The organism is Corynebacterium pseudodiphtheriticum DSM 44287, from assembly GCF_000688415.1.
GTDB lineage: Bacteria > Actinomycetota > Actinomycetes > Mycobacteriales > Mycobacteriaceae > Corynebacterium > Corynebacterium pseudodiphtheriticum.
In genome coordinates this window covers 205,853-228,661 of sequence record NZ_JIAH01000008.1, presented here as the reverse complement: position 1 = coordinate 228,661, position 22,809 = coordinate 205,853, and the positions used below count along the sequence as shown (strand labels likewise).

At 56.3% G+C, this 22,809-nt stretch carries 19 protein-coding genes and 6 tRNA genes; 16 read left to right on the top strand and 9 right to left on the bottom strand.

What is annotated here, in order from left to right; genetic code table 11:
* Positions 1–12: 12 nt before the first annotated feature.
* The gene (dusB, locus tag O146_RS0107330; RefSeq protein WP_027018061.1) at positions 13–1,161 is read right to left on the bottom strand and encodes a tRNA dihydrouridine synthase DusB; all 1,149 of its coding nucleotides are present in this window, start codon (positions 1,159–1,161) and stop codon (positions 13–15) included.
* Between the two features lie 293 nt (positions 1,162–1,454).
* Between dusB and O146_RS0107325 the strand changes: the two genes are divergently transcribed.
* A complete protein-coding gene (locus O146_RS0107325) occupies positions 1,455–2,966 on the top strand; it encodes an acetyl-CoA hydrolase/transferase family protein (RefSeq protein WP_021354028.1) in 1,512 nt (503 codons plus the stop codon).
* Positions 2,967–3,064: 98 nt separating this feature from the next.
* Positions 3,065–3,137, top strand: a tRNA-Lys gene (locus tag O146_RS0107320).
* Between the two features lie 330 nt (positions 3,138–3,467).
* Here O146_RS0107320 and O146_RS0107315 read toward each other — a convergent pair.
* Both O146_RS0107315 and O146_RS0107310 read right to left on the bottom strand, forming a co-directional pair.
* On the bottom strand, positions 3,468–5,789 hold the full coding sequence (locus tag O146_RS0107315; protein WP_035000639.1) for a heavy metal translocating P-type ATPase: 2,322 nt from the start codon (positions 5,787–5,789) through the stop codon (positions 3,468–3,470).
* A gap of 28 nt (positions 5,790–5,817) precedes the next feature.
* Positions 5,818–6,051 (bottom strand): heavy-metal-associated domain-containing protein, encoded by a 234-nt coding sequence (locus O146_RS0107310; protein WP_027018059.1) that lies wholly within the window; start codon positions 6,049–6,051, stop codon positions 5,818–5,820.
* Between the two features lie 144 nt (positions 6,052–6,195).
* Between O146_RS0107310 and O146_RS0107305 the strand changes: the two genes are divergently transcribed.
* On the top strand, positions 6,196–7,674 hold the full coding sequence (locus O146_RS0107305; protein ID WP_051619322.1) for a DUF4185 domain-containing protein: 1,479 nt from the start codon (positions 6,196–6,198) through the stop codon (positions 7,672–7,674).
* On the opposite strand, the gene O146_RS11465 is transcribed toward O146_RS0107305, so the two are convergent.
* Positions 7,675–8,073, bottom strand: coding sequence for a metal-sensitive transcriptional regulator (locus O146_RS11465; RefSeq protein WP_023018352.1), 399 nt, complete (start codon positions 8,071–8,073; stop codon positions 7,675–7,677).
* 140 nt (positions 8,074–8,213) lie between these two features.
* Here O146_RS11465 and O146_RS0107295 point away from each other — a divergent pair.
* Positions 8,214–8,286, top strand: a tRNA-Glu gene (locus O146_RS0107295).
* Positions 8,287–8,317: 31 nt separating this feature from the next.
* Positions 8,318–8,394: transfer RNA gene (locus tag O146_RS0107290), tRNA-Asp, on the top strand.
* Between the two features lie 118 nt (positions 8,395–8,512).
* Here O146_RS0107290 and O146_RS0107285 read toward each other — a convergent pair.
* Positions 8,513–9,427, bottom strand: a complete 915-nt coding sequence (locus tag O146_RS0107285) for an SDR family NAD(P)-dependent oxidoreductase (protein ID WP_081820607.1) — start codon at positions 9,425–9,427, stop codon at positions 8,513–8,515.
* Positions 9,428–9,574: 147 nt separating this feature from the next.
* Here O146_RS0107285 and O146_RS0107280 point away from each other — a divergent pair.
* The 3 genes from O146_RS0107280 (at position 9,575) to O146_RS0107270 (ending at position 10,542) form a co-directional block, all read left to right on the top strand.
* A tRNA-Asp gene (locus tag O146_RS0107280) sits at positions 9,575–9,648 on the top strand.
* A gap of 54 nt (positions 9,649–9,702) precedes the next feature.
* A tRNA-Phe gene (locus tag O146_RS0107275) sits at positions 9,703–9,775 on the top strand.
* A gap of 473 nt (positions 9,776–10,248) precedes the next feature.
* Entirely contained in the window at positions 10,249–10,542 is a 294-nt protein-coding gene (locus O146_RS0107270) for a GNAT family N-acetyltransferase (protein WP_021354034.1), read from the top strand.
* A 264-nt stretch (positions 10,543–10,806) separates the two neighbouring features.
* On the opposite strand, the gene epsC is transcribed toward O146_RS0107270, so the two are convergent.
* Both epsC and cysK read right to left on the bottom strand, forming a co-directional pair.
* Positions 10,807–11,373: a serine O-acetyltransferase EpsC gene (gene epsC, locus O146_RS0107265; RefSeq protein ID WP_021354035.1), complete on the bottom strand. Its 567-nt coding sequence runs from the start codon at positions 11,371–11,373 to the stop codon at positions 10,807–10,809.
* A gap of 20 nt (positions 11,374–11,393) precedes the next feature.
* Positions 11,394–12,329, bottom strand: a complete 936-nt coding sequence (cysK, locus tag O146_RS0107260) for a cysteine synthase A (RefSeq protein ID WP_027018056.1) — start codon at positions 12,327–12,329, stop codon at positions 11,394–11,396.
* Positions 12,330–12,648: 319 nt separating this feature from the next.
* Here cysK and ramA point away from each other — a divergent pair, with 319 nt between their 5' ends.
* The 7 genes from ramA (at position 12,649) to O146_RS0107225 (ending at position 19,932) form a co-directional block, all read left to right on the top strand.
* Complete coding sequence (ramA, locus tag O146_RS0107255; protein WP_021354037.1) at positions 12,649–13,491, top strand: acetate metabolism transcriptional regulator RamA; 843 nt, start codon at positions 12,649–12,651, stop codon at positions 13,489–13,491.
* A 30-nt stretch (positions 13,492–13,521) separates the two neighbouring features.
* Positions 13,522–14,784, top strand: a complete 1,263-nt coding sequence (gene murA, locus O146_RS0107250) for a UDP-N-acetylglucosamine 1-carboxyvinyltransferase (RefSeq protein ID WP_027018055.1) — start codon at positions 13,522–13,524, stop codon at positions 14,782–14,784.
* 126 nt (positions 14,785–14,910) lie between these two features.
* Positions 14,911–15,729 carry an ABC transporter ATP-binding protein gene (locus O146_RS0107245; protein ID WP_027018054.1) on the top strand — a complete coding sequence of 273 codons (819 nt, stop codon included), beginning with the start codon at positions 14,911–14,913 and terminating at the stop codon, positions 15,727–15,729.
* Positions 15,730–15,731: 2 nt separating this feature from the next.
* Positions 15,732–18,347 (top strand): ABC transporter permease, encoded by a 2,616-nt coding sequence (locus O146_RS0107240; protein WP_027018053.1) that lies wholly within the window; start codon positions 15,732–15,734, stop codon positions 18,345–18,347.
* 1 nt (position 18,348) lies between these two features.
* Positions 18,349–18,870 carry a MauE/DoxX family redox-associated membrane protein gene (locus tag O146_RS0107235; protein WP_023018347.1) on the top strand — a complete coding sequence of 174 codons (522 nt, stop codon included), beginning with the start codon at positions 18,349–18,351 and terminating at the stop codon, positions 18,868–18,870.
* Between the two features lie 65 nt (positions 18,871–18,935).
* The gene (locus tag O146_RS0107230) at positions 18,936–19,655 is read left to right on the top strand and encodes a DsbA family protein (RefSeq protein ID WP_027018052.1); all 720 of its coding nucleotides are present in this window, start codon (positions 18,936–18,938) and stop codon (positions 19,653–19,655) included.
* A gap of 204 nt (positions 19,656–19,859) precedes the next feature.
* Positions 19,860–19,932, top strand: a tRNA-Ala gene (locus tag O146_RS0107225).
* Positions 19,933–20,040: 108 nt separating this feature from the next.
* Here O146_RS0107225 and O146_RS0107220 read toward each other — a convergent pair.
* Positions 20,041–21,231 carry a cytochrome P450 gene (locus O146_RS0107220; protein WP_027018051.1) on the bottom strand — a complete coding sequence of 397 codons (1,191 nt, stop codon included), beginning with the start codon at positions 21,229–21,231 and terminating at the stop codon, positions 20,041–20,043.
* Positions 21,232–21,327: 96 nt separating this feature from the next.
* Between O146_RS0107220 and O146_RS0107215 the strand changes: the two genes are divergently transcribed.
* Positions 21,328–21,870, top strand: coding sequence for a hypothetical protein (locus O146_RS0107215; RefSeq protein ID WP_027018050.1), 543 nt, complete (start codon positions 21,328–21,330; stop codon positions 21,868–21,870).
* A 51-nt stretch (positions 21,871–21,921) separates the two neighbouring features.
* Here O146_RS0107215 and O146_RS11460 read toward each other — a convergent pair whose 3' ends face one another.
* Entirely contained in the window at positions 21,922–22,764 is an 843-nt protein-coding gene (locus O146_RS11460) for an SNARE-associated domain-containing protein (RefSeq protein ID WP_238632401.1), read from the bottom strand.
* Between the last annotated feature and the right edge of the window lie 45 nt (positions 22,765–22,809).

The following is a 22,809-nucleotide window of genomic DNA, read 5'->3' as shown; positions in this document are numbered from 1 at the left end:
GCAGCACTAGTACTAGCCGCCTGAATTCATCGATTCTGCACCAGCCAGCGCCTGGGCATTGTCCTGTGTATCATCCAACCAGCCCTCTGGTAGCGCCACTTTCGAAGGAGAACCCTGGCGGCCGCGGGCGCCGTCGGCGTCGTCGGCAAGCGCCATAGAATCTGCCCAAGGTGCGAGTTCTTCGGCGAGACCGGCCAGGCTGGATACTTTTGCTAAGCGTGCCCGGACCTCGCCACCGACTGGGTAACCACGCAAATACCAGCCCATATGCTTACGTAGGTCACGGCAGGCCCGCTCTTCGCCTTGGTGTTCGGCGAGCAGTTCCGCGTGGCGCGTGATGATGCCGGTGAGCTCACCCAAAGTCGGCGGGGCCGGGGGTTGCTCACCGCGCAGGTGGGCGGAAAGCTCAGCGAAAAGCCACGGCCGCCCCAGGCACCCGCGGCCAATAACCACGCCGTCGCAGCCAGTGGCTTCCATCATGGCGGAGGCGTCAGACGCTTTGAAAATGTCGCCATTACCCAACACCGGAATTCCGGTGTGCGCGAGGTGTTGTTTCAGCGCCGCGATTTGCTCCCAATCCGCAGTGCCGGAATAACGCTGTGCGGCGGTACGGCCATGCAATGCGACGGCCTGGGCGCCTTCTTCGACTGCGATGCGGCCAGCATCCAAATGGGTGTGGTGCTCGTCGTCAATGCCGATACGGAATTTCACGGTCACCGGGATATCGGTGCCTTCTGTGGCTTTGACCGCAGCTGCCACGATCTGGCTAAACAACCGGCGTTTGTAGGGCAAGGCAGCGCCACCACCGCGCTTGGTCACCTTCGGTACCGGACAACCGAAGTTCATATCAATATGGTCGGCCATATCCTGCTCGACGATCATCTTTGCTGCTTTATAGGTCCATTCCGGATCTACTGTGTACAGCTGCAGCGAACGCGGGGACTCTTCCGGTGCGAATGTTGTCATGTGCAACGTTTTCTCGTTGCGTTCTGCTAACGCACGAGCGGTGACCATTTCACACACGTACAAACCAGAGACCGTGCCGGTTTTGCTCACTTCTTGCTCGCGGCAGAGACGTCGGAAAGCAACATTCGTCACCCCAGCCATGGGGGCGAGGACGACGGGAGAAGAAAGCCGGTGGGGGCCAATTGTTAAGCTCACAGGCCCTATTGTCGCTAACTACGCGGAATCCACCAAACGCGAGACATCAGAAGAGACACCAGCTGTGGGGTGCAAACGCGAAGAAGATCGTGAAAGTGCGAAGAATGGCACCAAAAATATGAGGTGGACTAGTATTCATCATGAACACAATCACAGTGACCTCCGCTATACTGTGGTGTTAGAAGCGCTACGCAGTAACTGAGTTCTAGGCCTCACTTTTCTGGCCTGGGTATCCATCAGACTGCACAGCGTGCATAGCAACAGAACGAAAGTTCAGAACAAGGAGAGATAACGTGGCTGACCGTATCCTTAACGCATTCTTTAAAGACAAGATCACTTCCGCTGAGAAGGCTGCGGAGCACGTCAACAACGGCGACAAGATCGGTATGTCCGGTTTCACTGGCGCCGGCTACCCAAAGGCCCTGCCTACGGCCATCGCCAACAAAGCCAAGGCAGCCCACGACAAGGGCGAAGAGTTCAAGATCGATCTGTTCACGGGTGCTTCCACCGCTCCAGAGTGCGACGGCGTATTGGCAGAAGCCAATGCGATTAACTACCGAACCCCGTACAACTCTGATCCAAACCTGCGTAACCAGTTCAACGCGGGCGAGGCAAAGTACCAGGATATCCACCTCTCTCACCTGGGCTTGCAGGTAGAGCAGGGCTTCTTCGGGCGTTTCCAGGTCGCCATTATTGAGGCCACCAAGATCACCGAAGACGGCATGATCGTGCCATCGTCTGCTGTTGGTAACAACCTGGAGTGGATTGACAACGCCGACAAGGTCATCATCGAGGTTAACTCCTGGCAGTCCGAAAACCTCGAGGGCATGCACGACATCTACCAGATCCCGCGCAAGCCGAACCGCACCCCAATTCCAATCGTCAACGTCGGCGATCGCATTGGTTCGCCATATATCGAGATCGACAAAGAAAAGGTCGTCGCTGTCGTCGAGACCGATGCCGCCGACCGCAACGCGCCGTTCAGTGAACCAGATGAGATCTCTGAGAAGATTGCAGCGAACTTCCTGAAATTCCTCGAAGGCGAAGTTGAAGCAGGTCGTTTGGAATACGATCAGTTCATCCTGCAATCCGGCGTCGGGAACGTGCCAAACGCCGTGATGGCAGGTCTGCTGGACTCCAAGTTCGAAAACATCACCGCCTACACCGAGGTTATCCAGGACGGCATGCTGGATCTGATCGACGCCGGCAAAATGACCGTTGCCTCGGCAACCTCGTTTGCTCTTTCCCCAGAGTATGCGGAGAAGATGAACGAGCAAGCAGAAAAGTACCGCGAGCACATCATCCTGCGTCCACAGCAGATTTCTAACCACCCAGAGGTAATCCGCCGTATGGGCCTGATCTCCTCGAATGGTGCGATTGAGGCCGACATTTACGGCAACATCAACTCCACCAACGTCATGGGCTCTCGTGTGATGAACGGTATCGGTGGTTCCGGCGACTTTACCCGTAACGCCTACATCTCGACGTTCATCTCCCCATCGCAGGCTAAGGGCGGCGCAATCTCTGCGATTGTTCCATTCGCTTCGCACATCGACCATACCGAGCACGACACCATGGTCTTCATCACCGAGTACGGCTACGCCGACCTGCGTGGCCTGACCCCACGTGACCGTGCCGAAAAGATGATCGCGATCGCGCACCCGGATTACCGCGATGAGCTGCAGGCTTACTTCGACCGTGCCATGAAGCAGCAGCACGTCCACACCCCGGTTGACCTGGAGACCGCCTTCAACTTCCAGCGCAACTTCGAAGAATACGGCGATATGCGCGGCAAGCAGGACTAGTTCCTGGCACTCGCATGTCATCCCAGCCGGTGCAGTTTCTGCACTTGGCTGGGGTGATTTTTATTTATGTTTGGTGTGTATTAGCATAGTGAGCTGTTGGGCCTTTAGCTCAGTTGGTAGAGCTGCGGACTTTTAATCCGAAGGTCGCGGGTTCGACCCCCGCAGGGCCCACAAACAGGTAAACCCCTGGCCAAGAAATTGGCCAGGGGTTTTGCTGTATCTGCTTTGCTCTTGAGTTCAAGGGGTCATTATCTTTCTGAGCGAAGCTGGGGTGAAAGAGGGGGAAGTAGGTTAAGTAGCAAAAAGAGGATGCGGACGGAATCTTGGAGGATTTTCCGCATCCCCAAACATGTTTGCTCGGAGCGTCGGCAGATGGTGCATTTTTGCAAATAGTGAACGAAAAAGGCCACTTTCAGCGGGCCTATTTGCAAAAAAGACACAATAGACATGATCACCGGCGATGGGCTAAGCGGTTGCACGTAAGGTAGCACTCGCGGGGGGCTACACGGTTGCACGCACGGTAGCATCCACGCCGGCACCAGCGGTAGAAGTGAATCCACGCAAGCGCAGGCTGTTGCTAACCACGAACACGCTCGATAGCGCCATTGCCGCACCCGCCAGCATCGGGTTCAACAGCCCCAGAGCGGCCAACGGGATGGCGGCGGTGTTGTAGGCAAAAGCCCAGAATAAATTACCTTTGATGGTGCCCAGCGTGCGACGAGACAAGCGAATAGCGTCGGTGGCTGCCCGCAGATCACCACGCACCAGCGTGATATCGGCGGATTCCATTGCCACATCGGTGCCGGTCCCCATCGCCATGCCCAAATCGGCTTGCGCTAGGGCAGGAGCATCGTTAATGCCGTCGCCAACCATCGCGACCTTATAGCCCCGATCCTGGTAATCCGCGATCACCGCGACCTTGTCTTCCGGCATAACTTCGGCGCGCACGTGCTCGATGCCAACTTCCGCCGCGACGGTTTCTGCCACCGCCTGGTTATCGCCAGTCAGCAGCATCGTTTCAATGCCAAGTTCATGGAATTGCTGAATTGCTGCAGCGCTGGTGGTCTTGACTTGGTCGGCCACCATCAGCACGGCGGCGGGGGTGCCGTCGACAAGCACCACGAGCGCAGTGTGACCTTGGGTCTGCGCGCTCAGAAACGGTTGCTGCAGCGCGCCCAGATCTGCGTTGTCCGCCAAGCTGGGCTTGCCGACGGCCACCCGACGACCTTCCACCACGCCGCGCACACCAGCGCTGCGGATGGACTCAAAATCGCTGACCTCGCTCAGTGTGCCGTCGGCGCGCTGGTTTGTGGCTGCCCGGGCGATTGCGCGGCCAATCGGATGCTCAGATTCGTGTTCCAGGCTGCCTGCCAAGTGCACCACTTCGTCGCGGTCGAAGCCTTCGGCGGTGACAACGTCGGCAAGTTCCATCACGCCGGTGGTCACAGTGCCGGTTTTATCCAGGATCACGCGATCAATTCCACGGGAATGCTCGAGCACCTCTGGGCCTTTGATTAGCACGCCCATCTGCGCGCCGCGTCCGGTGCCCACCAGCAGGGCAGTAGGGGTGGCCAGGCCCAATGCGCACGGGCAGGCGATGATCAGCACGGCTACCGCGGCGGTAAATGCGGCGGCCCAGTCACCGTCGATGAGCAGCCAGGCGATGAGCGTGAGCAGGGAAACGGCAATGACGATGGGGACGAAAACCCCGGAGATTTTATCGGCCAGCCGCTGGGCAGAAGCCTTGCCTGATTGTGCGTCTTCCACCATCTGGGCCATCTGCGCTAGCTGGGTATCTTTGCCTACCTTCGTGGCTTGTACCACCAACTTGCCGCCACCAACGTTGATCGTGGCGCCAGCGACGGCATCATCTGGACCGGCTTCCACGGGGACGGATTCTCCACTGAGCATCGAGGTGTCAATGGTGCTGTGGCCGGAGACGATCACCCCATCGGTGGCTATCTTTTCGCCATCACGGACGACGAATTCATCGCCAACGGTCAGCTCATTGATGTTGATGGTGGTCTCTGCACCATCGCGCAGCACGGTGACTTCACTGGCACCCAGATCCAGTAATGCCCGCAAAGCGGAGCCGGCTGTGCGCTTCGAGCGCTTTTCGAAGTACCGACCCAGCAGGATGAACGTGATTACGCCAGCGGCGACTTCGAGGTAAATGTGGCTCAGGCCGTCGCCACGCGAGACCGTGAAATCAAAGCCGTGGCGCATGCCAGGATCGCCCGCAGAACCAAAAAGCAGTGCGACCATTGACCACACCAGTGCCGATGATGTTCCCAGCGAGATCAGCGTATCCATGGTTACGCTGCCGTGTCGCAGGTTCTGCCAAGTAGCTCTATGGAACGGCCATCCCGCCCACACTACGACTGGCAAAGTCAACGCCAGTGACACCCAGCCCCAGTAATCAAACTGCCACGCCGGAACCATCGCCAAAGCAATCACCGGTACCGCCAGTACTGCGGAAACGATGAGTCGGCGTCGTAAAGAATCCAGCTCGGCCTCGGCCATCGCATCCTGCGGGGCCTGTGTGCCTGCTGTGGTGGACTCTGGGGTGAGCTCTGCGCCATAGCCGGTCTTTTCGACGGTGGCGATGAGCGCATCAGCATCCAGCGCGTCCGTGTCGCCGGTAATGGTGGCTTTTTCTGTGGCGTAGTTGACCTCGGCATGCACGCCGTCGTGCTTGTTTAGCTTCTTTTCGACGCGTGCAGCACAGGAGGCGCACGTCATCCCGGAAATATTCAGCTCAATGGTGGAAGAAGCAGTGCTTGGCGCTGGAATAGGCGAGGAGGTTGACCTTGGGGTGGGCATTGTAGAAAGCGCTCCTTTATGCGGTGGGTTAGGCGCGTTCGGCGGTGTAACCAGCTTCGTCGACGGCTGCGATGATGTCTTCGTCGCTGGCTTGGTTTTCGGCTTTGGCGGAGTTGTTGAAGAAGACGGTGAGGGTGCCTTCTTGTGCGCTAACTGTTAGTCCGGCTACGCCAGGGACTTGGGAGACTTCCTCGTGCACGGCGTTTTCGCAATGCGCGCAGGTCATGCCAGTGACGCGGAAAGTGGTGCTGGGGTTGGACATAAGTAGGTTCCTTTCTGATGGCGAATATGCGTGTCTGATCGCGAATATTCGTGTGCAGATCTTTTTCGGATTTGTCTTACCGGCCCCAGTTTATACCCCTAGGGGGTATACGACAAGGGTGGGCGGTGGTCTAGATTTCTATGTATGTCAGAATCACGCCGCACACCGCGGACTTCAATCCACAAGCGCCCAGCGACGCTAATTCTTGCGCTGGGCCTGAGCTTCGGCCTTGGGGTCGGGGTTAGTGCACACCCAGTTGCTGCTCATGCGCAATCATCCTTGCCTGCTTTCGGCTCCTCGAACGGAAGTAGCGGAAATAACGGCAACAACCAAGGTAGCCGCCCTGCGCCCAAGCCAGCGCCGCAACCAGAGCGGCCGGGACAACAACCTGGTGTGCCCGGACAACCTAGCCAGCCCGGTGCGCCCCGACAAGATTTCAACGTCACCATGCTGGGCGACCTGCTGGGCGTCGGCAAGTCTGATGCCGCTGGTTTCTATTCTGGTGATCTGGGAATCATGCGCGAAATTACCCCGGGCAAGAAATTTGCGGTGGTTTTCGGTGATTCCTTCCGAGGTCAACGCTTCGGCGAAGGTGAGTGGCTCAGCCCGGTTGGTGTTGTGGCCCAGAAAACCCATGACGGGCGCATCGAGATCCTGGAGCCACTGAACGACGGGCCGAAAGTCCAACAGCTGGTCAAATATTCGCACGGCGAAAGTCGACTGACCGTGATTCCTTCGGATCTGCTCAATCTCGACGGCACCCTGTATATGCAGGGCATGTGGAACAAGCCTTTTGGCAATGTCACGCACACGCAGGTGTGGAAGTCACTCGATCAGGGCGCGACGTGGCAATCTGTCGGCACGATCGACGGTGGCTATAAAGGTGGATTGCTGCAGCTGTTGTCCTGGGAACAAGGTCCGGATGGCTGGGTTTATCAGGTGTCGACGAAATTTGGCCGTAAGCACGACGTCTACCTCAGCCGTATGCAGCCCCGCGACCTAGCGAATCCGCGGGCCTGGCAGCACTACAACCCGCGCACGGGGCAGTGGGAGTCTGCGTCGACAAGCGTCTTGCACCCTGTGCTCAGCGAGCCTGTGCAGGCCGGAGAGATGTCGCTGCGCTATATCCAAGGCCACTGGGTGCTGGCGATGTTTAACGAGGAAACCTTGGCTGTGGAAGTTCGGATTTCCCGCGAGCTGGCCACGGACTGGAACCGCGTGCCGGTAGCGACCATCGTGCGCAACGGGCCATGGGATCAGCCGCAGGGGCCGAATAATTTCTCGCAACCTTATGGCGGCTACATCACCCCGGGTTCAACCCTGGACAACCTTGATTTGGTGATCTCGCAATGGAACACCTCGGACAATTCACGTTATAACTCCACGCAGTTCAACGTGCGTGGCCTCGACAAATTCTTCGGCATTGCGGGTGCCGAGACAGTTCAGCCGCGTGCGTTGCGTTCAGCGCCGGTACCAAGCCCGGATGTCGCGCCGTTTGATGCTGAAGTTCTGGATGTCACCGAGGTAGCTCCAGACGACAATGCGGTACCGCAACTGACGCCTGATGAGGCCACCAGGATCGTTGAGCTTGACGACGCCGAAGCTGCTGCACTGCTGGATTAGTTAACTCTTCACAATCTTGCGTATGGCCTTCATGGCCTCGTCCAGCGTGGCTTCTGCCTGTGGCCCAGATTGGGTCGCGGCATCGGCTACGCAGGAGTGAATGTGGTCATTGAGTAGGTCCAGAGAAATATTTTCTAGGGCTGAGGTGATCGCGGAGATTTGCGTGATGATGTCGATGCAGTATTGGTCTTCGTCGATCATGCGCTGGATCCCGCGGGTTTGCCCTTCGATGCGGCGTAAACGGGACAAGTAGCGGGATTTGTCTGCGCTGTACCCGTGTTCATGGTGGGTGCATGGGCATGGGTCGTCAGCGTGCTCGGGTGGCTGTTGCGCGTTTTGTGTGTCCATTGTCTTGGCGAGTGTCTTGGCGAGTTTTTGTGGAGTATCCGCGGCGCTCATAACCGTAGAATACTGGCAGATAACTAGTGCATACAAACGGCGAAAAACAGTGTTTCTCCTGCGGTTTTGTCAAATGCTAAGAAGTGTATTAATGTGTAGCAAGTCGCCGACACCAAGGAAACAAGGTGTTGAACACGCTAGCCCCCATCGTCTAGCGGCCTAGGACACTGCCCTTTCACGGCAGCGGCACGGGTTCGAATCCCGTTGGGGGTACAAAGAGCTTTCATAATCTCTTTTACACTAAGGCCCTGTGGCGCAGTTGGTTAGCGCGCCGCCCTGTCACGGCGGAGGTCGCGGGTTCAAGTCCCGTCAGGGTCGCCAAACAAAATCTCGAGTCATCGTTGAAAAACGGTGCCTCGAGATTTTTTCTTTAACAACTTGTCAGCAAGCTTAAGTCCGGGGCTTATGTCCGAGCCCATATTCAAGCTCAGATTCATGCTTAGGCCCAACAGACGCCCAGCTTGTCACTTAAATCGTCGAAAATACGGCGAGCCACCCCCAGGTTTTTCGCTATCGGGCGTTGCCTGCCTGGGCGGCGCCTCTCGTTGTAATACTCACCGGATTCAAAATGAATACCTGGAGTTCCAGCCAAATAAAAAGCCAGGTTATCGCCGCCCACAGCAGGCGCACTGAGGGCTTTCGCCAAAACGCTGGAATACACCCGAGAGATTACGCCGGATGAAGTCTGCGCAAACGATGTTGCTAGTACTCCAGGGTGAAAAGACACCGCAGTCAGTCCGTGCGAGTCGAGATAGCGCGTGAGCAAGATATCGCCGAGTTTCGCGTTACCGTAAGCGCGGGACGAGCTGAAGTGTTGGAAAGTGTTCGGATCATCTGGCCGGAAATAAGACATCAGCAAATGTGCCACTGAAGCGGTCTGAACGACGGTGGCATCGTCGGCACGGAGTTTATCCTGCAAGAGGGAAGTCAGCAGGAAAGGGGCAACGACGTTGATCTGCCAGGTCCGTTCAAAACCATCAGCTGTGGTTACGGGCCCGTCAAAAATCCCACCGGCATTATTGGCCAAGGCGTGAATATGGTCTAGCCGGTTGAGTTCGTCGGCAAGCTCCCGAACTTCGGTGAGGGAAGAAAAATCAGCGGTGAAATGCTCTGCACCTAAGGTATTGGCGACGTTGCGTGTCTTTTCTGGACTACGCCCGACGATGACGAGTCGGTCTTCCGAGCGGGCGTTGTGTAGCGTGCGTGCGGCTGCGGCGCCGATTCCATCTGATGCTCCGGTGATCACGATGGTGCGCGGTGCAGAGCTGCTTGATGAAGAGCCGTAGCGCGCCAGGTAATGGTGTGCTGGGTTATGGTGTGCAGAGCCGCTTGGTACAGGATTTTCGGTAGGCATAAGGTGAGTCTAGCGGTGGTTCTGGTATGTAGGTTTTATGCCACTTGTAGTGCGGATTTGCTCAGTTGCATAGGAAAAAGGTAGTCTTAACCATCGTGCGCAACGGAGACTGCACAGTCAGGATTCGGAGTCACGCAAAGTTAATAAGGCCCTGTGGCGCAGTTGGTTAGCGCGCCGCCCTGTCACGGCGGAGGTCGCGGGTTCAAGTCCCGTCAGGGTCGCTCAGGAAAATGCTGGGTGTTTGCGGAAACGTAAATCCTAAGATTGTTTTCCTTGGCCAGATAGCTCAGTCGGTAGAGCATCCGCCTGAAAAGTGGAAGGTCAGCGGTTCGATCCCGCTTCTGGCCACATCTAGCCCGCCAGAATGTTTGCACAAACATGCTGGCGGGTTTTGTGTATTTGTTACGCACTCACCGTGCATGCTCGTTTCCGATTTATACGACAAAAGTGGGGATATCGGGATATATGAGGGTTATACGGCAAAGGTGTGTCTGGGGTTGTTATCCCGTGTCGGGGAGCCGGAATTTTGTGCGATTTTTACAAATAGTGAACGAAAAAGGCCTCTTTTAGCGACCCTATTTGTAAAAATCGCACATTAGATCGGACTCCCGGGGTTTGTTGCATAACCCTGCATTTGTCACGCCCTCACCGTGCATGCTCGTTTCCCGCGTTTTCCCACCGTTTTATCCATGTTTTCCCAACGTCTTGTCCACCGTTTTGTGCATCTTCGGTAGAGGAATCCTGGCATACTAGAGCTCATAGTGCTTCCGTTTTAAGAACCACGAGGTCCACGGAAACTATTTGATCCAAGGAGATAGTTTATGACTGCACATAACCAGCAAATCACCAATAACACTGCAGAATCCCGTTTTGAAATAACCGTCGACGGAAAATTGGCAGGGTTTGCTGATTACCAAGACAAAGGCAATGTCCGAAATTTCAACCACACCGAGGTTTTCGAAGAATTCCGGGGCCAGGGCCTGTCTAAACCACTGATCAAGTTTAGCCTGGACCACGCCCGAGAGAACGATCTGCAGATTCTTCCAACGTGCTCTGCGTATGAGAAATTCCTGCAGAAAAACGAGGAATATCAAGATCTTGTCGCAGAGAACTAACTTTGCGCCTAACTGCGCGGCATAATTTGCGACCAACCGTTCGCCTGATTCGCGCCCAGCTGCGCGGAATAGGCCGCACAAAAGCCCGGGTATTTGAAGTGCTCCCACTAGTCAGAAACTGATTGCTCAGTCCAACTTTCGGGGGTCAGTTCAAATACCCGGGCTTTAATCATGTATGCAAGGTAGCAAGGTTTAGACGCTGCGCAACCGCATGTTCAAGCAATATCCCCGCATGGTGGGGGCGGGGTGGTGAGGCTCGAAATCTTAGATGTAGTAATCCGGATCGCGGAGCTTCTCGCACTCTTCTTTCTTCCGTGGGCGCGCCACAGCAGGAATTCCCACGGCAATGCAATCCGCGGGAACGTCCTTGGTTACTACTGCGTTGCCGCCGACGGAAGAGTTCTTCCCGATGGTCACTGGACCCAACACTTTGGCTCCGGCACCAATCACCACGTTGTCTTCCAACGTTGGGTGACGTTTAGTCTGTGTGAGCACCTGGCCACCTAATGTGACACCGTGGTACAGCATCACGCCATCGCCGATTTCGGCGGTTTCGCCAATGACGATACCCATGCCGTGGTCAATGAAAAAACGCCGACCGATTTTTGCACCGGGGTGAATTTCAATACCGGTGAAAAAGCGATTCAGCTGTGCCAGGATTCGGGCCGGCCCTTTCCAGTTGTGCTGCCACAACCAGTGGGAAACCCGATGCGCCCAGATCGCGTGCAGGCCGGAATAAACGAGTGCATTTTCCAGTGAGCCACGCGCAGCGGGGTCATGTTCGCGGGCATTCTGGAGATCTTCGCGGATGCGGGACACGATCTGGAACATAGACAAGAGCCTAACAGGGACTAGTCGCGAATGTCTTCGTACAACAAGGTGGAAACGTAGCGCTCACCGAAGTCCGGAATGATCACGACGATGTTCTTGCCTTCGTTTTCTTCCCGAGCTGCAACTTCCAGGGCAGCTTTGATGTTGGCGCCGGTGGAGATTCCTCCCAGGATGCCGTCGTCAACAGCCAACTTACGGGAAGCCTTGACGGCATCTTCGTTGCTGACAGTAATGACTTCATCCAGTACAGAGCGGTTCAGAATTTCTGGGATGAAGTTTGCACCCAGGCCCTGGATCTTGTGTGGGCCAGCTTTGCCCTCGGTCAACAGTGGGGAAGCAGCTGGCTCAACGGCGATAGCCTTGAGATCTGGGTTCTTTTCCTTCAGGTACTTGCCTGCACCGGAGATGGTGCCACCAGTACCAATACCAGCGACGAAGATGTCGACGTTGCCGTCGGTGTCTTCCCAGATTTCTGGGCCGGTGGTCTTGTAGTGAACCTGGGCGTTGGCCTGGTTAGCGAACTGGCGGGCCAGGATGGCGTTGTCTTCGGTCTCGGCGATCTCGTTAGCCTTGTCGACGGCGCCCTGCATACCTGCCGCACCTGGGGTCAGGACGATTTCTGCACCGTAGGCGCGCAGCAAAACGCGACGCTCGTTGGACATGGTTTCTGGCATGGTGAGCACAACCTTGTAGCCACGGGCCGCGCCCACCAGTGCCAGGGCGATTCCGGTGTTGCCGGAGGTCGCCTCAATGATGGTGCCGCCTGGCTTCAGTTCGCCAGACTCCTCGGCTGCATCGACAATTGCGCGACCAATGCGGTCCTTCACCGAGTTTGCTGGGTTGAAGGATTCCACCTTGGCGTAGACGTTAGCCTTCAGGCCCTTGACGGATTCGTTCAAACGAACCAGTGGGGTTCCACCGATGGTATCCAGAATGTTGTCGTATACCTTACCCATTTATTCTTTAGCTCCTTTGCGGCTGCAGAGGCGGTACATGAGCATGCATGCCACCCTGCAGTGAGTTGGGGTTAACTTTCTGCGCACTACTATACATAAAAAACCAGACAGAGCAGTCTTTATATTCTAGACCGCTAAGTCGGGTCAGGTGGGGAATTTTGCTGACGAAATTTCAGATGTTTGGCCGCAATAGTTTCAGATGTGTGGCCGCAATATCGGCGGGGTGAACGGGGTTAGGTATTACCCCCGTTTTCACGCTACAGTGAGGTCAAGCGGTTTTGGAAACACCCAAATGGGTACACCCAGATGAGGAGACTTCATGGATTCCCACCTAATCAAAGATGACGATGAGGCTGTCCGCTCAGCACTCACTGCGTTGAAAAACGCCACCAGCATCCCCGTCACTATGTATGCCACCTTGTTGCCTGATAACCGCTTGCAAATTACCCAGTGGGTGGGCCTGCGTACTCCTGCCTTGCAAAACATCATTATGGAGGCAGGTACTGGTGTGGGGGGCAGAGTGGTCAGCACGCGTCGTCCAGTCGGTGTTTCTGATTACACGCGCGCAAATATTATTAGCCACGAAAACGACCGCGTGATGCAGGACGAAGGCCTACATTCTCTTTTGGCCGTTCCTGTGATCGTGCGTAGAGAAATTCGTGGCGTACTTTACGTCGGTGTGCATTCCCCGGTGCGGTTGGGCGATAAGGTCATCGAAGAAGTCACCATGACCGCACGGTGCCTGGAACAAGACATTGCGGTTAATTCCGCGCTGCGGCAAATCGAAGCCTCTGTTCCGGCGACGCCGCGTTCCAACCGCAGCATGAATGGTGCTGAATGGGAACAAGTTCGTTCGACACACTCTAAGCTGCGCATGCTGGCTAACCGGGTGAATGATGAGCACGTGCGCAAAGAGCTGGAGGTCTTATGCGAGCAAATGGTCTCGCCCGTACGCGTCAAGCAGTCCACGCGTCTATCCGCCCGCGAACTTGATGTGCTTTCTTGTGTTGCCTTAGGGCATACCAACGTGGAGGCAGCGGAAGAAATGGGCATTGGTGCAGAAACCGTGAAGTCTTATCTGCGCTCTGTTATGCGCAAGCTCGGTGCGCACACTAGGTATGAGGCCGTTAACGCTGCCCGGCGCATCGGCGCGTTGCCGTAACTGCTCGAGAAATCGGTAGTCTTTAACATTGTGAAGGATATATTTTTAGTCACCGGTGGGGCACGCTTGCAGGGTTCAGTCAAAGTCGACGGAGCCAAAAACAGCGTGCTGAAATTGATGGCCGCGGCGTTGTTGGCAGAAGGAACTACCACGCTGCACAATTGCCCAGAAATCCTCGATGTTCCCCTGATGCAAAATGTGCTGCAGGGGTTGGGCTGTGCTGTGGAGATCGACGGGCCAACCGTACGCATCACTACACCAAGTAGTGATCAGCTTTCTTCAAATGCGGACTTTGAAGCAGTCCGCCAATTCCGAGCTTCTGTGTGCGTGTTGGGGCCACTAACTGCGCGCTGTGGGCGTGCTGTCGTGGCTTTGCCCGGCGGTGATGCGATCGGTTCCCGTCCGCTGGATATGCACCAGTCTGGCTTGGAAAAAATGGGTGCGACTACCCGTATCCAGCATGGCGCTGTGGTAGCAGAAGCGGACAACTTGCACGGCGCAGAGATCAAGCTCGACTTCCCGTCGGTAGGGGCCACGGAGAATATTTTGACTGCCGCGGTGCTGACTGAGGGCGTGACGACGCTGCATAATGCCGCCCGGGAACCAGAAATCGTCGACCTGTGCGAGATGCTCAATGACATGGGGGCCCAGGTGGAAGGAGCCGGAACTTCCACGATCATTATCACCGGCGTCGACAAGCTGCATCCAACCGAACACCACGTGATTGGCGATCGGATTGTAGCTGGCACCTGGGCTTATGCTGCCGCGATGACGCAGGGGGATATTACTGTCGGTGGCATTGCCCCCAAGCACCTGCACTTGCCACTGGAAAAACTGCGCAGTGCCGGGGCAGAAATTGAATCGTATGAAAACGGCTTCCGTGTGCGCATGGAACAACGCCCGGTTGCTGTTGACTACCAAACCCTGCCGTTTCCGGGATTCCCGACGGACCTGCAACCGATGGCCATTGGGATTTCTGCGCTTGCCGACGGCATGTCTGTGATTACGGAAAATGTGTTTGAGGCGCGTTTCCGTTTCGTAGACGAAATGCAGCGCCTAGGTGCCGATGCACAAGTTGACGGCCACCACGTCGTATTGCGGGGTATTGATGAGCTGTCGTCGACAAGCGTCTGGTCCTCCGATATTCGTGCTGGTGCCGGCTTGGTGCTGGCGGCCTTGCGTGCCGACGGCGTAACTACGGTTCATGACGTGCACCATATTGATCGCGGGTACCCGAACTTTGTGGAAAACCTGCAACGTTTGGGTGCCACCATCGAACGTTCTGTCGCTTAGGAGCAGCTACTAGTCCTAGCCCTTGGGGCGGTAAGCCTTGCCCGGGTGTGAACCCTATCGGGTAGTCTGCTTGGAGTAATCGCACAGTAGATTTCGCCGAAACTTTCCGGAAAGGTTCGCACCCACATGACGGCTTATGACAATGGCCCACAGCACGGCTCAGGTACTGGTAAACACGCCACTGGCAAACATGCCGTTGCCGCACAAGATTCGCCGCAAGCTGTTCCGGCGGCTCGCGCACACCGGTTGTCGAAAAAATATGGCTCTGGTGACACAGAAGTCGTCGCGCTTGATTCCGTCGATGTGATCTTCGAACGCGGAAAATTTACCGCGATCATGGGGCCATCTGGTTCTGGTAAATCCACCCTCATGCATTGTATGGCTGGCTTGGATGCGGCTTCTGCTGGGCATTCCTTCATCGGCGATACAGATCTTTCGCAGTTGGGCGATAAAGGTATCACCGAGCTGCGTCGTGATCGCCTTGGTTTTATTTTCCAATCCTTTAACCTGGTGCCAACGCTGACTGCAGCCGAAAACATCACGCTGCCTCTCAACATCGCAGGTAAAGATGTAGATCAGGCGTGGTTCGACGAGGTCACCGGGCGCCTGGGCCTGGCGAAACGTTTGGGCCACCGCCCCGCAGAACTTTCTGGTGGCCAACAGCAGCGCGTGGCTTGTGCTCGCGCTTTGGTTTCGCGCCCGGAGATCATTTTTGGTGATGAACCGACCGGTAACTTGGATTCCAATTCCTCGGCAGAGGTGCTGGACATTTTGCGCACTGCCGTTGATGACGACGACCAAACCGTGGTGATTGTCACCCACGACGCACGCGCGGCCTCGTATGCCGACCGCGTGATCTTCCTGAAAGACGGCACTATCGTCGATGAGCTACACGGCGCCAGCATGGACGATATTTTGCAGACCATGGCGGGAATTGAGGGCTAAATATGGCGAAGCGAACTTCCATGCGCACCATCGCCGTGCGCAATATCGTCTCGCATAAATTGCGCCTGGCACTGACGGTACTGTCAGTGATGCTGGGTACCGCATTTATTTCTGGCGCGTTCATGTTTACCAACTCGCTGTCGTCGACCTTTGAGGCAGCCGTGGGCAGCGCCTATGAGGACGTCGACGCAGCAGTCGGTCCGGCAGAAGGCCTGCCCATCATCGATGGAGAGACCGTGCAAGCGATTACCGACGATGAATCGGTGCGCGCGGTCAACCTGACCGAATCTACCAACGTGGTAGTCGCCAATGAGAACCTGGAGGCTTACCAGGTAGGTGGTGGTACTTCCACGCTGCAGATGTATTACCCACCGGAAAACAAGGTGGGGGACGCTGACGAGATCATTGACGGCACAGCACCGCACGGTGAAGGCGAGGTCATCGTCAACGATACCGCTGCAGAAGAGCAAGGCATCAGCGTCGGCGAGAAGATCATTTTGGTCACTCCAGAAGACCGCTACGAAGTCACCGTCAGCGGAATCTACACCCCAGCACTGGAACAAGGATTGGGTTCGTTGTCGGTGTTGATGGAAGCCGGCTCCTACCAGAACCTGTTTAACCCAGACGGTCTTGCTAGCCAGATGGCTGTCGCGGCAGATGACGGCACCACTGCTGAGCAACTGGTGAACCACCTCAACGAAACGTATCCACAGGTAGAAGCCCAAACCGGGCAGGCGCTTGCCGACGAATTGACGGAGCAAATCAGCAATGCGCTCAGTTTTGTCAATTACTTCTTGGTTGCCTTCGGCCTGATTGGTCTGCTGGTGGGGACGTTCATCATCGCCAATACCTTCTCTATGATCGTGGCGCAGCGCATCAAAGAATTCGCACTACTGCGTTCTATCGGTGCGTCTCAGCGCCAGATCACCGGATCAGTGGTGGTGGAAGCGTTGGTCGTTGGCCTGCTGGGTTCGGCTCTTGGTGTGGTTGCCGGTATTGGTTTGGTTGCGGTCATCCGCGCGGTATTTTCTGCACGCGGCATGTCCTTCGATGGTGGAGGGCTGGGATTGTCACTGACCGCCATCGTCCTGCCGATAATCCTGGGCGTCGTGGTCACCATCGCTTCTGCCTGGGCGCCGGCGCGCCGGGCCGGGCAGGTGAAACCGGTAGAAGCCATGCGTTCGACGGAGTCCGCTGCAGGTGCCCCACTGACCGTGCGCACCATCATCGGCACTGTGATCATCGTGGCTGGTGTACTGGCCGCAGGCCTGGCGATGCTGCTGGACGATTCTGGAACCACCCTGCGCGCCAGCTTGGTCGGCATTGGCGCCTTCTTGGTGGTCGTCGGCTACTTCATGGCCGGTCCAGCATTCAGCATGGGCATCGTGCCAGTTTTGGGCCGGGTCATCGGAGCCCCGTTTGGTTCCATGGGGCGGTTGGCTTCCACGAATGCGCGCCGTTCGCCACGTCGTACCGCTGCCACGGCATTCGCGTTGACCCTGGGAATGATGCTGGTCACCGGCATTGGCATGCTGGGTGCGACCATGAAAAACAGCATTGGTGACATGCTGGAAGATACGGTCACCGCAGATTTCCTGGCTACCGGGCCGCAGGATGGGTCTTTCCCAGTACCTCAAGCGGTTCCGGGGGCTTTGGCAGAAACCGATGGCGTGGAAAGCACAGTGACCATGCGCATGGCGCCAGTGCAGATCGCCGGGCAGGCCGGATACAACTATGGTCCGGGCTATACCTTTACCAACAGCATTGACGGCAGCCCGCAGGATTTCGTCGATATGGAAATTCTGGAAGGCTCTGCGGATTTGGTTGCCCAACCTGGAGTGCTGGTCAGTGATGAACTGGCAAAGGCGGAAGGCTGGACCGTCGGCCAGGCACTCCCACTGACGACGCTCGAGACCGCCGAAAGCTCCGATGAATCTGGCGAACCAGTCGCTGTGGAACCTGGGCACGCAACCGAAGTGACCATCACCGGCATTTACAGCAGCGAGAACGATATCTTTGAAAACCTGCTGGTCTCACAATCTGCCGTTGATGAAGTCATGGAAGGCGATACCGCTCCGATCCAGATGATCGCGGTAAACACCGATGATTCTGTCGGGGAAGATGAGATGCGCGAGCGGCTGGTGGAATCAGTCAAGGAATTCCTGGTCATCCAGGTGAAAACCGGTGCTGAATATGCTGACGAGGCTAGCCAGCTGATCGATCAGATGCTGTCGATTCTGTACGCCTTGCTGGCACTTGCCGTGATCATCGCGGTGCTGGGCATTATCAATACGCTGACACTCGGTGTGATTGAGCGTCGACAAGAAATCGGCATGTTGCGCGCAGTTGGTGCTTACCGTGGACAGATTCGCACGATGATCATTGTTGAGGCCGTCCAGATTGCGCTATTCGGTGCCATCATGGGCATTCTTGCGGGGCTTGGCCTGGGCTGGTCGTTCATCGACGTGCTGGCAGGTGAAGGCCTCGGCGGTGCGGTGATTCCGTGGCATCAGGTGCTGATCATGCTGGGTGGTGCGGCAGTCGTGGGCGTGGTTTCCGCGTTGTGGCCAGCACGCAAGGCTGCTAAAACACCACCGCTGGAAGCTATCGCGGACTAGTATGAGCGATATGGACAACACGACCGAACCCAAGGATGTTGGTGTGGTGAAACGCACCTGGAAGGGGCGCTCTCTAGGTTTCTGGGTGCTCGAGGCCATTCGCGCTTTCGCTCGGTTTTATATGGCCTATATCTGGATCAGTGCTGGCTCGGCAAAACTAAACCAGCACCTGTCCGTGACACAGACCATTGAGGGCTACGAAATCTTCACCCCGGAGTGGTCTTCGGCGTTGGCACATCTGATTGGCCCGCTGGAGATCGCAGGGGGAGTATTCCTGCTTCTTGGTTTGTTCCTGAAACCAGCAGCCTGGGTATCGACGACGGTGCTGGTGCTGTTTATTATCGGTGTAGGGTCTGCTTGGGCGCGTGGGCTGATGATCGATTGCGGTTGCTTCACCATCGATATCAGCGAATCGGATCAGGCTATGAACTATTTGCGCACAATCCTGCGGGATGTGTTTTATATCTTCTTAAGCGTGTGGATTGCGCGCAGGCCTTTCCGACGCTTAGCTATTTATCCGTAGGCGGCCGTTTATCCTTAACTGAGACCTTCTCGCAAGCGAGAACCAACGAAGAACAAGGTGGATGAGTGAGTAAGAAAGTAACCAACCCGAACCAGAAATCGAGCGCGGGCTTTATCGGTGCCATCGTCGCGGTGCTGGTCATCGTGGTAGCAGTAATTGCCTATATCGTCCTTGCTGGACAGGGTGCGAAAGCAGAGAAATTTGCCAATTGGGAGATCAAGCAAGTTTCCGCAGAAACGAGTTTTGACGGCAACACCCTGACGTTTGGTGCTGCCGACAAGTCCCCACACGTTGATCTGTATGAGGATTTCTCCTGCTCATACTGTGCACACTTGGCAGAAGCCACGGATGCTGAGGCTCTGGAAGAAATCAACGCTGGAAACCTGGCCGTATCGATTCACCCTATGACTTTCCTGGATAACCAGGGCGACGGTCATTCCACCCAGGCAGTTGCCGCTCTGCTGGCATTAGCAGAGCATGACGACGTCAATGCCCTGTGGAACCTGCGTGAAGCTATGTTCGAAAACCAGCAGGATATTGCCCGTAGCTGGGGCCCTGATGATTTCGCTGATGCGGCCGCGCAGATGGAAGCATCTGACGAGGCTGTCGAGGACATTCGCAGCGGCAAGTTCCTGGAGAAGGCCCGCGAAGCTGGCGAGGCCAATGCTAAAGACTTGGAATCTAAGGTCGGTCGCGTTTCTACCCCACGCGTTCTGATGGATGGCAAAGACTTGGAAGTTGAAGACATCAACGACTGGGTGAAGGTCGCTGTTGCGTCCAAATAAGGCGCGCTGCGCTAAGCTCAGTGCTGATCTCGAAAGCTAACACAGCTTCACAGACACCTCCCGCGCTCAGGCTAGGGTAGAAGAAAATCTTCCGAAAACCTTGCCTGAGCGCGGGATTTGTTTGCGCATAAGGTGAAAGTGTAGACTCAACATTCGTTGAACAGACGGCGAGGAACACCCAATCATCGCTGTGAGTTTCAACCTGGGGCTATGGCGCAGCTGGTAGCGCACCACACTGGCAGTGTGGGGGTCACGGGTTCGAGTCCCGTTAGCTCCACTTTTTGCATTTCCCCCGGTCGTTAATGACCGGGGGTTTTGTTGTATAGCTCGAACTTGGTCCTAGGTTCGAATCTAGGCAGGGGCGCCGGGATTTTGGATTATCCTTTTAGCGCCGTTGCAGAGTAATCGGTAAGCTACTCCAGCCGCCGACCGGGTGCTCATCGCGTTCTGCGCCAGCCTGCGAACTCGCCTGCACGGTGGCTACAGCGAGCAGCTCCTCGACAAAAGCGCCAATTTCTACCATCGACAGATCTTTGCCGGGGCACGCATGTGGCCCGGTACCCCAGACCAGATTCTTCTCGGCATTCGCCTCTGGATTGAAGCCGTCTGGGTCAGCAAATGTCTCCGGGTCACGGTTTGCAGCAGTCCAGTGCAAATACACTCGCTGGCCTTCGTCGACCTGCTTGCCACCCACCGTTGCCGGGCAGGTGGTGACCCGCCGGTTAGAAACAAACGGATCGTCAATGCGCAAGATCTCGTCGACAAGCGCCACCAGCTCCTCGAAAGATATGCCGGAGCGGATGCGCTCTTCTACGGCAGTGTTACTTGCGAGCGCGTGCAGCAAAACTCCCACGCATTTCGCCATCGAACCAAGATCACCGCCGGTCCAGTTTCGTAGGATGGACACGATCTCTTCGAATTCCAACTCGCGGCCCAAACTGGTGTCATTGATCAAGCGGTAGGTCACGCAATCTTGCCCGGCAGCACGAACCTCGCCGACGACTTCGTTGATGATCTCGTCGTATTCTTGGGCCACTCGGGCGGTGCGGTGCTGCTGCCCAGAGCGAGTGGCGGCCGCGTTTTTCTCCACCCATTCCTTCAGCCGTGGCTCAATCGCACGCGGCCATCCCAGCCATGCGACCATGGCGCGCACCGCAAAATCGTAGCCCAAATCTTGCACGGCATCGACGCTCACTTCATCCCCGGCAGCGGGGGCGTCGGCAAGATAACCGTCGATGACCTCGCGGGCCACCCGGTGGAAATCTGCGCTGTAACGGGCAACCTCGTCGGCATTCAGGTAGTTATCCAGCAAGCGTCGGAAAGCGCTGTGCTTGTCGCCGTCCAGCCCGTTCGGGATCTGCAAATAACGCGAGACCGCGGAGCTAAAGGTTTCGGCATCCTGGGCGACGCGGGTGGCTTCTGCGTGACCAACAACGACGATATCTCCGGCGTCGTCATGCACAATCGGGCAGCCATGGGCATGGACGTCGTGGGAATAAGCCAACGGATCACGCCCGGCCGGGTCGGAAGTGCGAATGTCTAGTTTGTCAGGGGAAGAAGATAGTTTTTCAGACACAATTTCGAGGTTAACAGAAATTTTTCTGTTGAAATAAGAAATGTGAAATAGAAAATTCTGGCCAATAGCAGTAGGGCAAACCGCTAAACTGGAGGCATGAAAAAGACTGCTAGTTCGAACAAAAGCCCTGGAAAAAGCAGTGCGCGCAAGCTGGCTTCGGAACCCATCGGAGGTGGCCGCGGAAAACGGAGCCTACTGTTTTTCCTGCCTGCGATTTGGTTGGGCCTGATCATCGGCATTTCCCTGATCGAGGCACCGCTGAAATTCACCGCCCCAGGGATTACGATTCCACTGGGGCTGGGCATTGGCCGACGGGTGTTTTTCGCGATGAACATCGTCGAGGTCATCCTGGCCGTCGTACTCATCACGACGCTGGTGCGGCTGCTGGGTCGGCCGTCGCGGCAGAAACTCTGGGGCCTGGGCATCGCGATTAGCGTGGTGCTGGCGATCAAGATTCTGGTGATTCGCCCGATCCTCAATATCCGTACCGATGCCGTGCTGGCCGGAAATTTTGCAGGTGGCTCGACCACGCACTATTTCTACGTTGCTGCTGATGCTGCGTTGTTTATTTTGCTGATCACGTTCATGGTGGTAGTTACTCGCCGGTTGCTGCCGAAAAACCCGCAGGCTCTGGGCTAGCTGTTGTTAGTCGGGTCGCCCCCGTCGGCGGACTAGCACCGAGCTCCCCCACTAGCTCGCGTCGTCTTTCGTGATCCGGTCGTCTTTCTCAGCCCTGCCGTCCGTATTACTGAGTCCATGGGCGTCGTCCATGGTGTGCAAACGTGCCTTCTTCCGCTTGGATTTCAGCCACATCGTGAAAAACATGTATCCCAGCAGGGCGAAGGTAATCCAGGTGACGTAACGCTCGATGGTTACCAGCGTCTCGCGTACCGTGGCACCGAAGGTCAGACCCAAATAGACGTAGAAGCACTTCAGCGCAATGGCATAAACCAACACATAGGCGCCGATTATCCAGCCCTTGGTGCGTTTAATGCCTGCGATGACGACGATGATTGTCGCTGGGATCGGGGAAAACGGAATATACGACAGCAGCAGACAAAAACCCGGGTGGCGGTAGATGAAGTTTTCCAGCTTCCGGAACCACAACGGGGGATGGCCCATAAATGAGTAATCGATAAACGATGGGCCCCAGCGCTTGCCGATCAAGAAAAACAGCGGCAAAAACTTCACCATGCTTACAGCCGCGACCAGTACCGTAGCGACGATCAGCCCGGTGTTGTTTTCATTTTCTGCTGTTAGCGCGAGCACCGACAGGCTTGAACCACTCAGTGCGGAATATAAAAAGGGGTGATCCACCAGCAGCATCGCGCGGAATGGCAGCAGTGCAAAACCATAGATGCCTGAGGCAGCGAGCAGACCCCACAGAATCCAGTCGAAGCGCTCGAAATTGCGCATGAAACTGGGCAGTTCTTGCTGCCAGGACTCAGTGTCTTGCGGGGAGTTAGTTTTCTGTGAGGGGTCTGCATCCCCGAAGTTGTGCCCGTGCGTGCCGTCTGCGGTTGTCTCGCTCATACCGATCCTTTATAGCACCATGAACTGTCCAGATCCCTTTCCGTA

Coding starts and splice junctions, on each gene's coding strand:
- O146_RS0107315 (WP_035000639.1), bottom strand. CDS start 5,789: ATGCCCACCCCAAGGTCAACCTCCTCGCCTATTCCAGCGCCAAGCACT.
- O146_RS0107310 (WP_027018059.1), bottom strand. CDS start 6,051: ATGTCCAACCCCAGCACCACTTTCCGCGTCACTGGCATGACCTGCGCG.
- O146_RS0107305 (WP_051619322.1), top strand. CDS start 6,196: ATGTCAGAATCACGCCGCACACCGCGGACTTCAATCCACAAGCGCCCA.
- O146_RS11465 (WP_023018352.1), bottom strand. CDS start 8,073: ATGAGCGCCGCGGATACTCCACAAAAACTCGCCAAGACACTCGCCAAG.
- O146_RS0107285 (WP_081820607.1), bottom strand. CDS start 9,427: ATGCCTACCGAAAATCCTGTACCAAGCGGCTCTGCACACCATAACCCA.
- O146_RS0107270 (WP_021354034.1), top strand. CDS start 10,249: ATGACTGCACATAACCAGCAAATCACCAATAACACTGCAGAATCCCGT.
- epsC (WP_021354035.1), bottom strand. CDS start 11,373: ATGTTCCAGATCGTGTCCCGCATCCGCGAAGATCTCCAGAATGCCCGC.
- cysK (WP_027018056.1), bottom strand. CDS start 12,329: ATGGGTAAGGTATACGACAACATTCTGGATACCATCGGTGGAACCCCA.
- ramA (WP_021354037.1), top strand. CDS start 12,649: ATGGATTCCCACCTAATCAAAGATGACGATGAGGCTGTCCGCTCAGCA.
- O146_RS0107245 (WP_027018054.1), top strand. CDS start 14,911: ATGACGGCTTATGACAATGGCCCACAGCACGGCTCAGGTACTGGTAAA.
- O146_RS0107240 (WP_027018053.1), top strand. CDS start 15,732: ATGGCGAAGCGAACTTCCATGCGCACCATCGCCGTGCGCAATATCGTC.
- O146_RS0107235 (WP_023018347.1), top strand. CDS start 18,349: ATGAGCGATATGGACAACACGACCGAACCCAAGGATGTTGGTGTGGTG.
- O146_RS0107215 (WP_027018050.1), top strand. CDS start 21,328: ATGAAAAAGACTGCTAGTTCGAACAAAAGCCCTGGAAAAAGCAGTGCG.
- O146_RS11460 (WP_238632401.1), bottom strand. CDS start 22,764: ATGAGCGAGACAACCGCAGACGGCACGCACGGGCACAACTTCGGGGAT.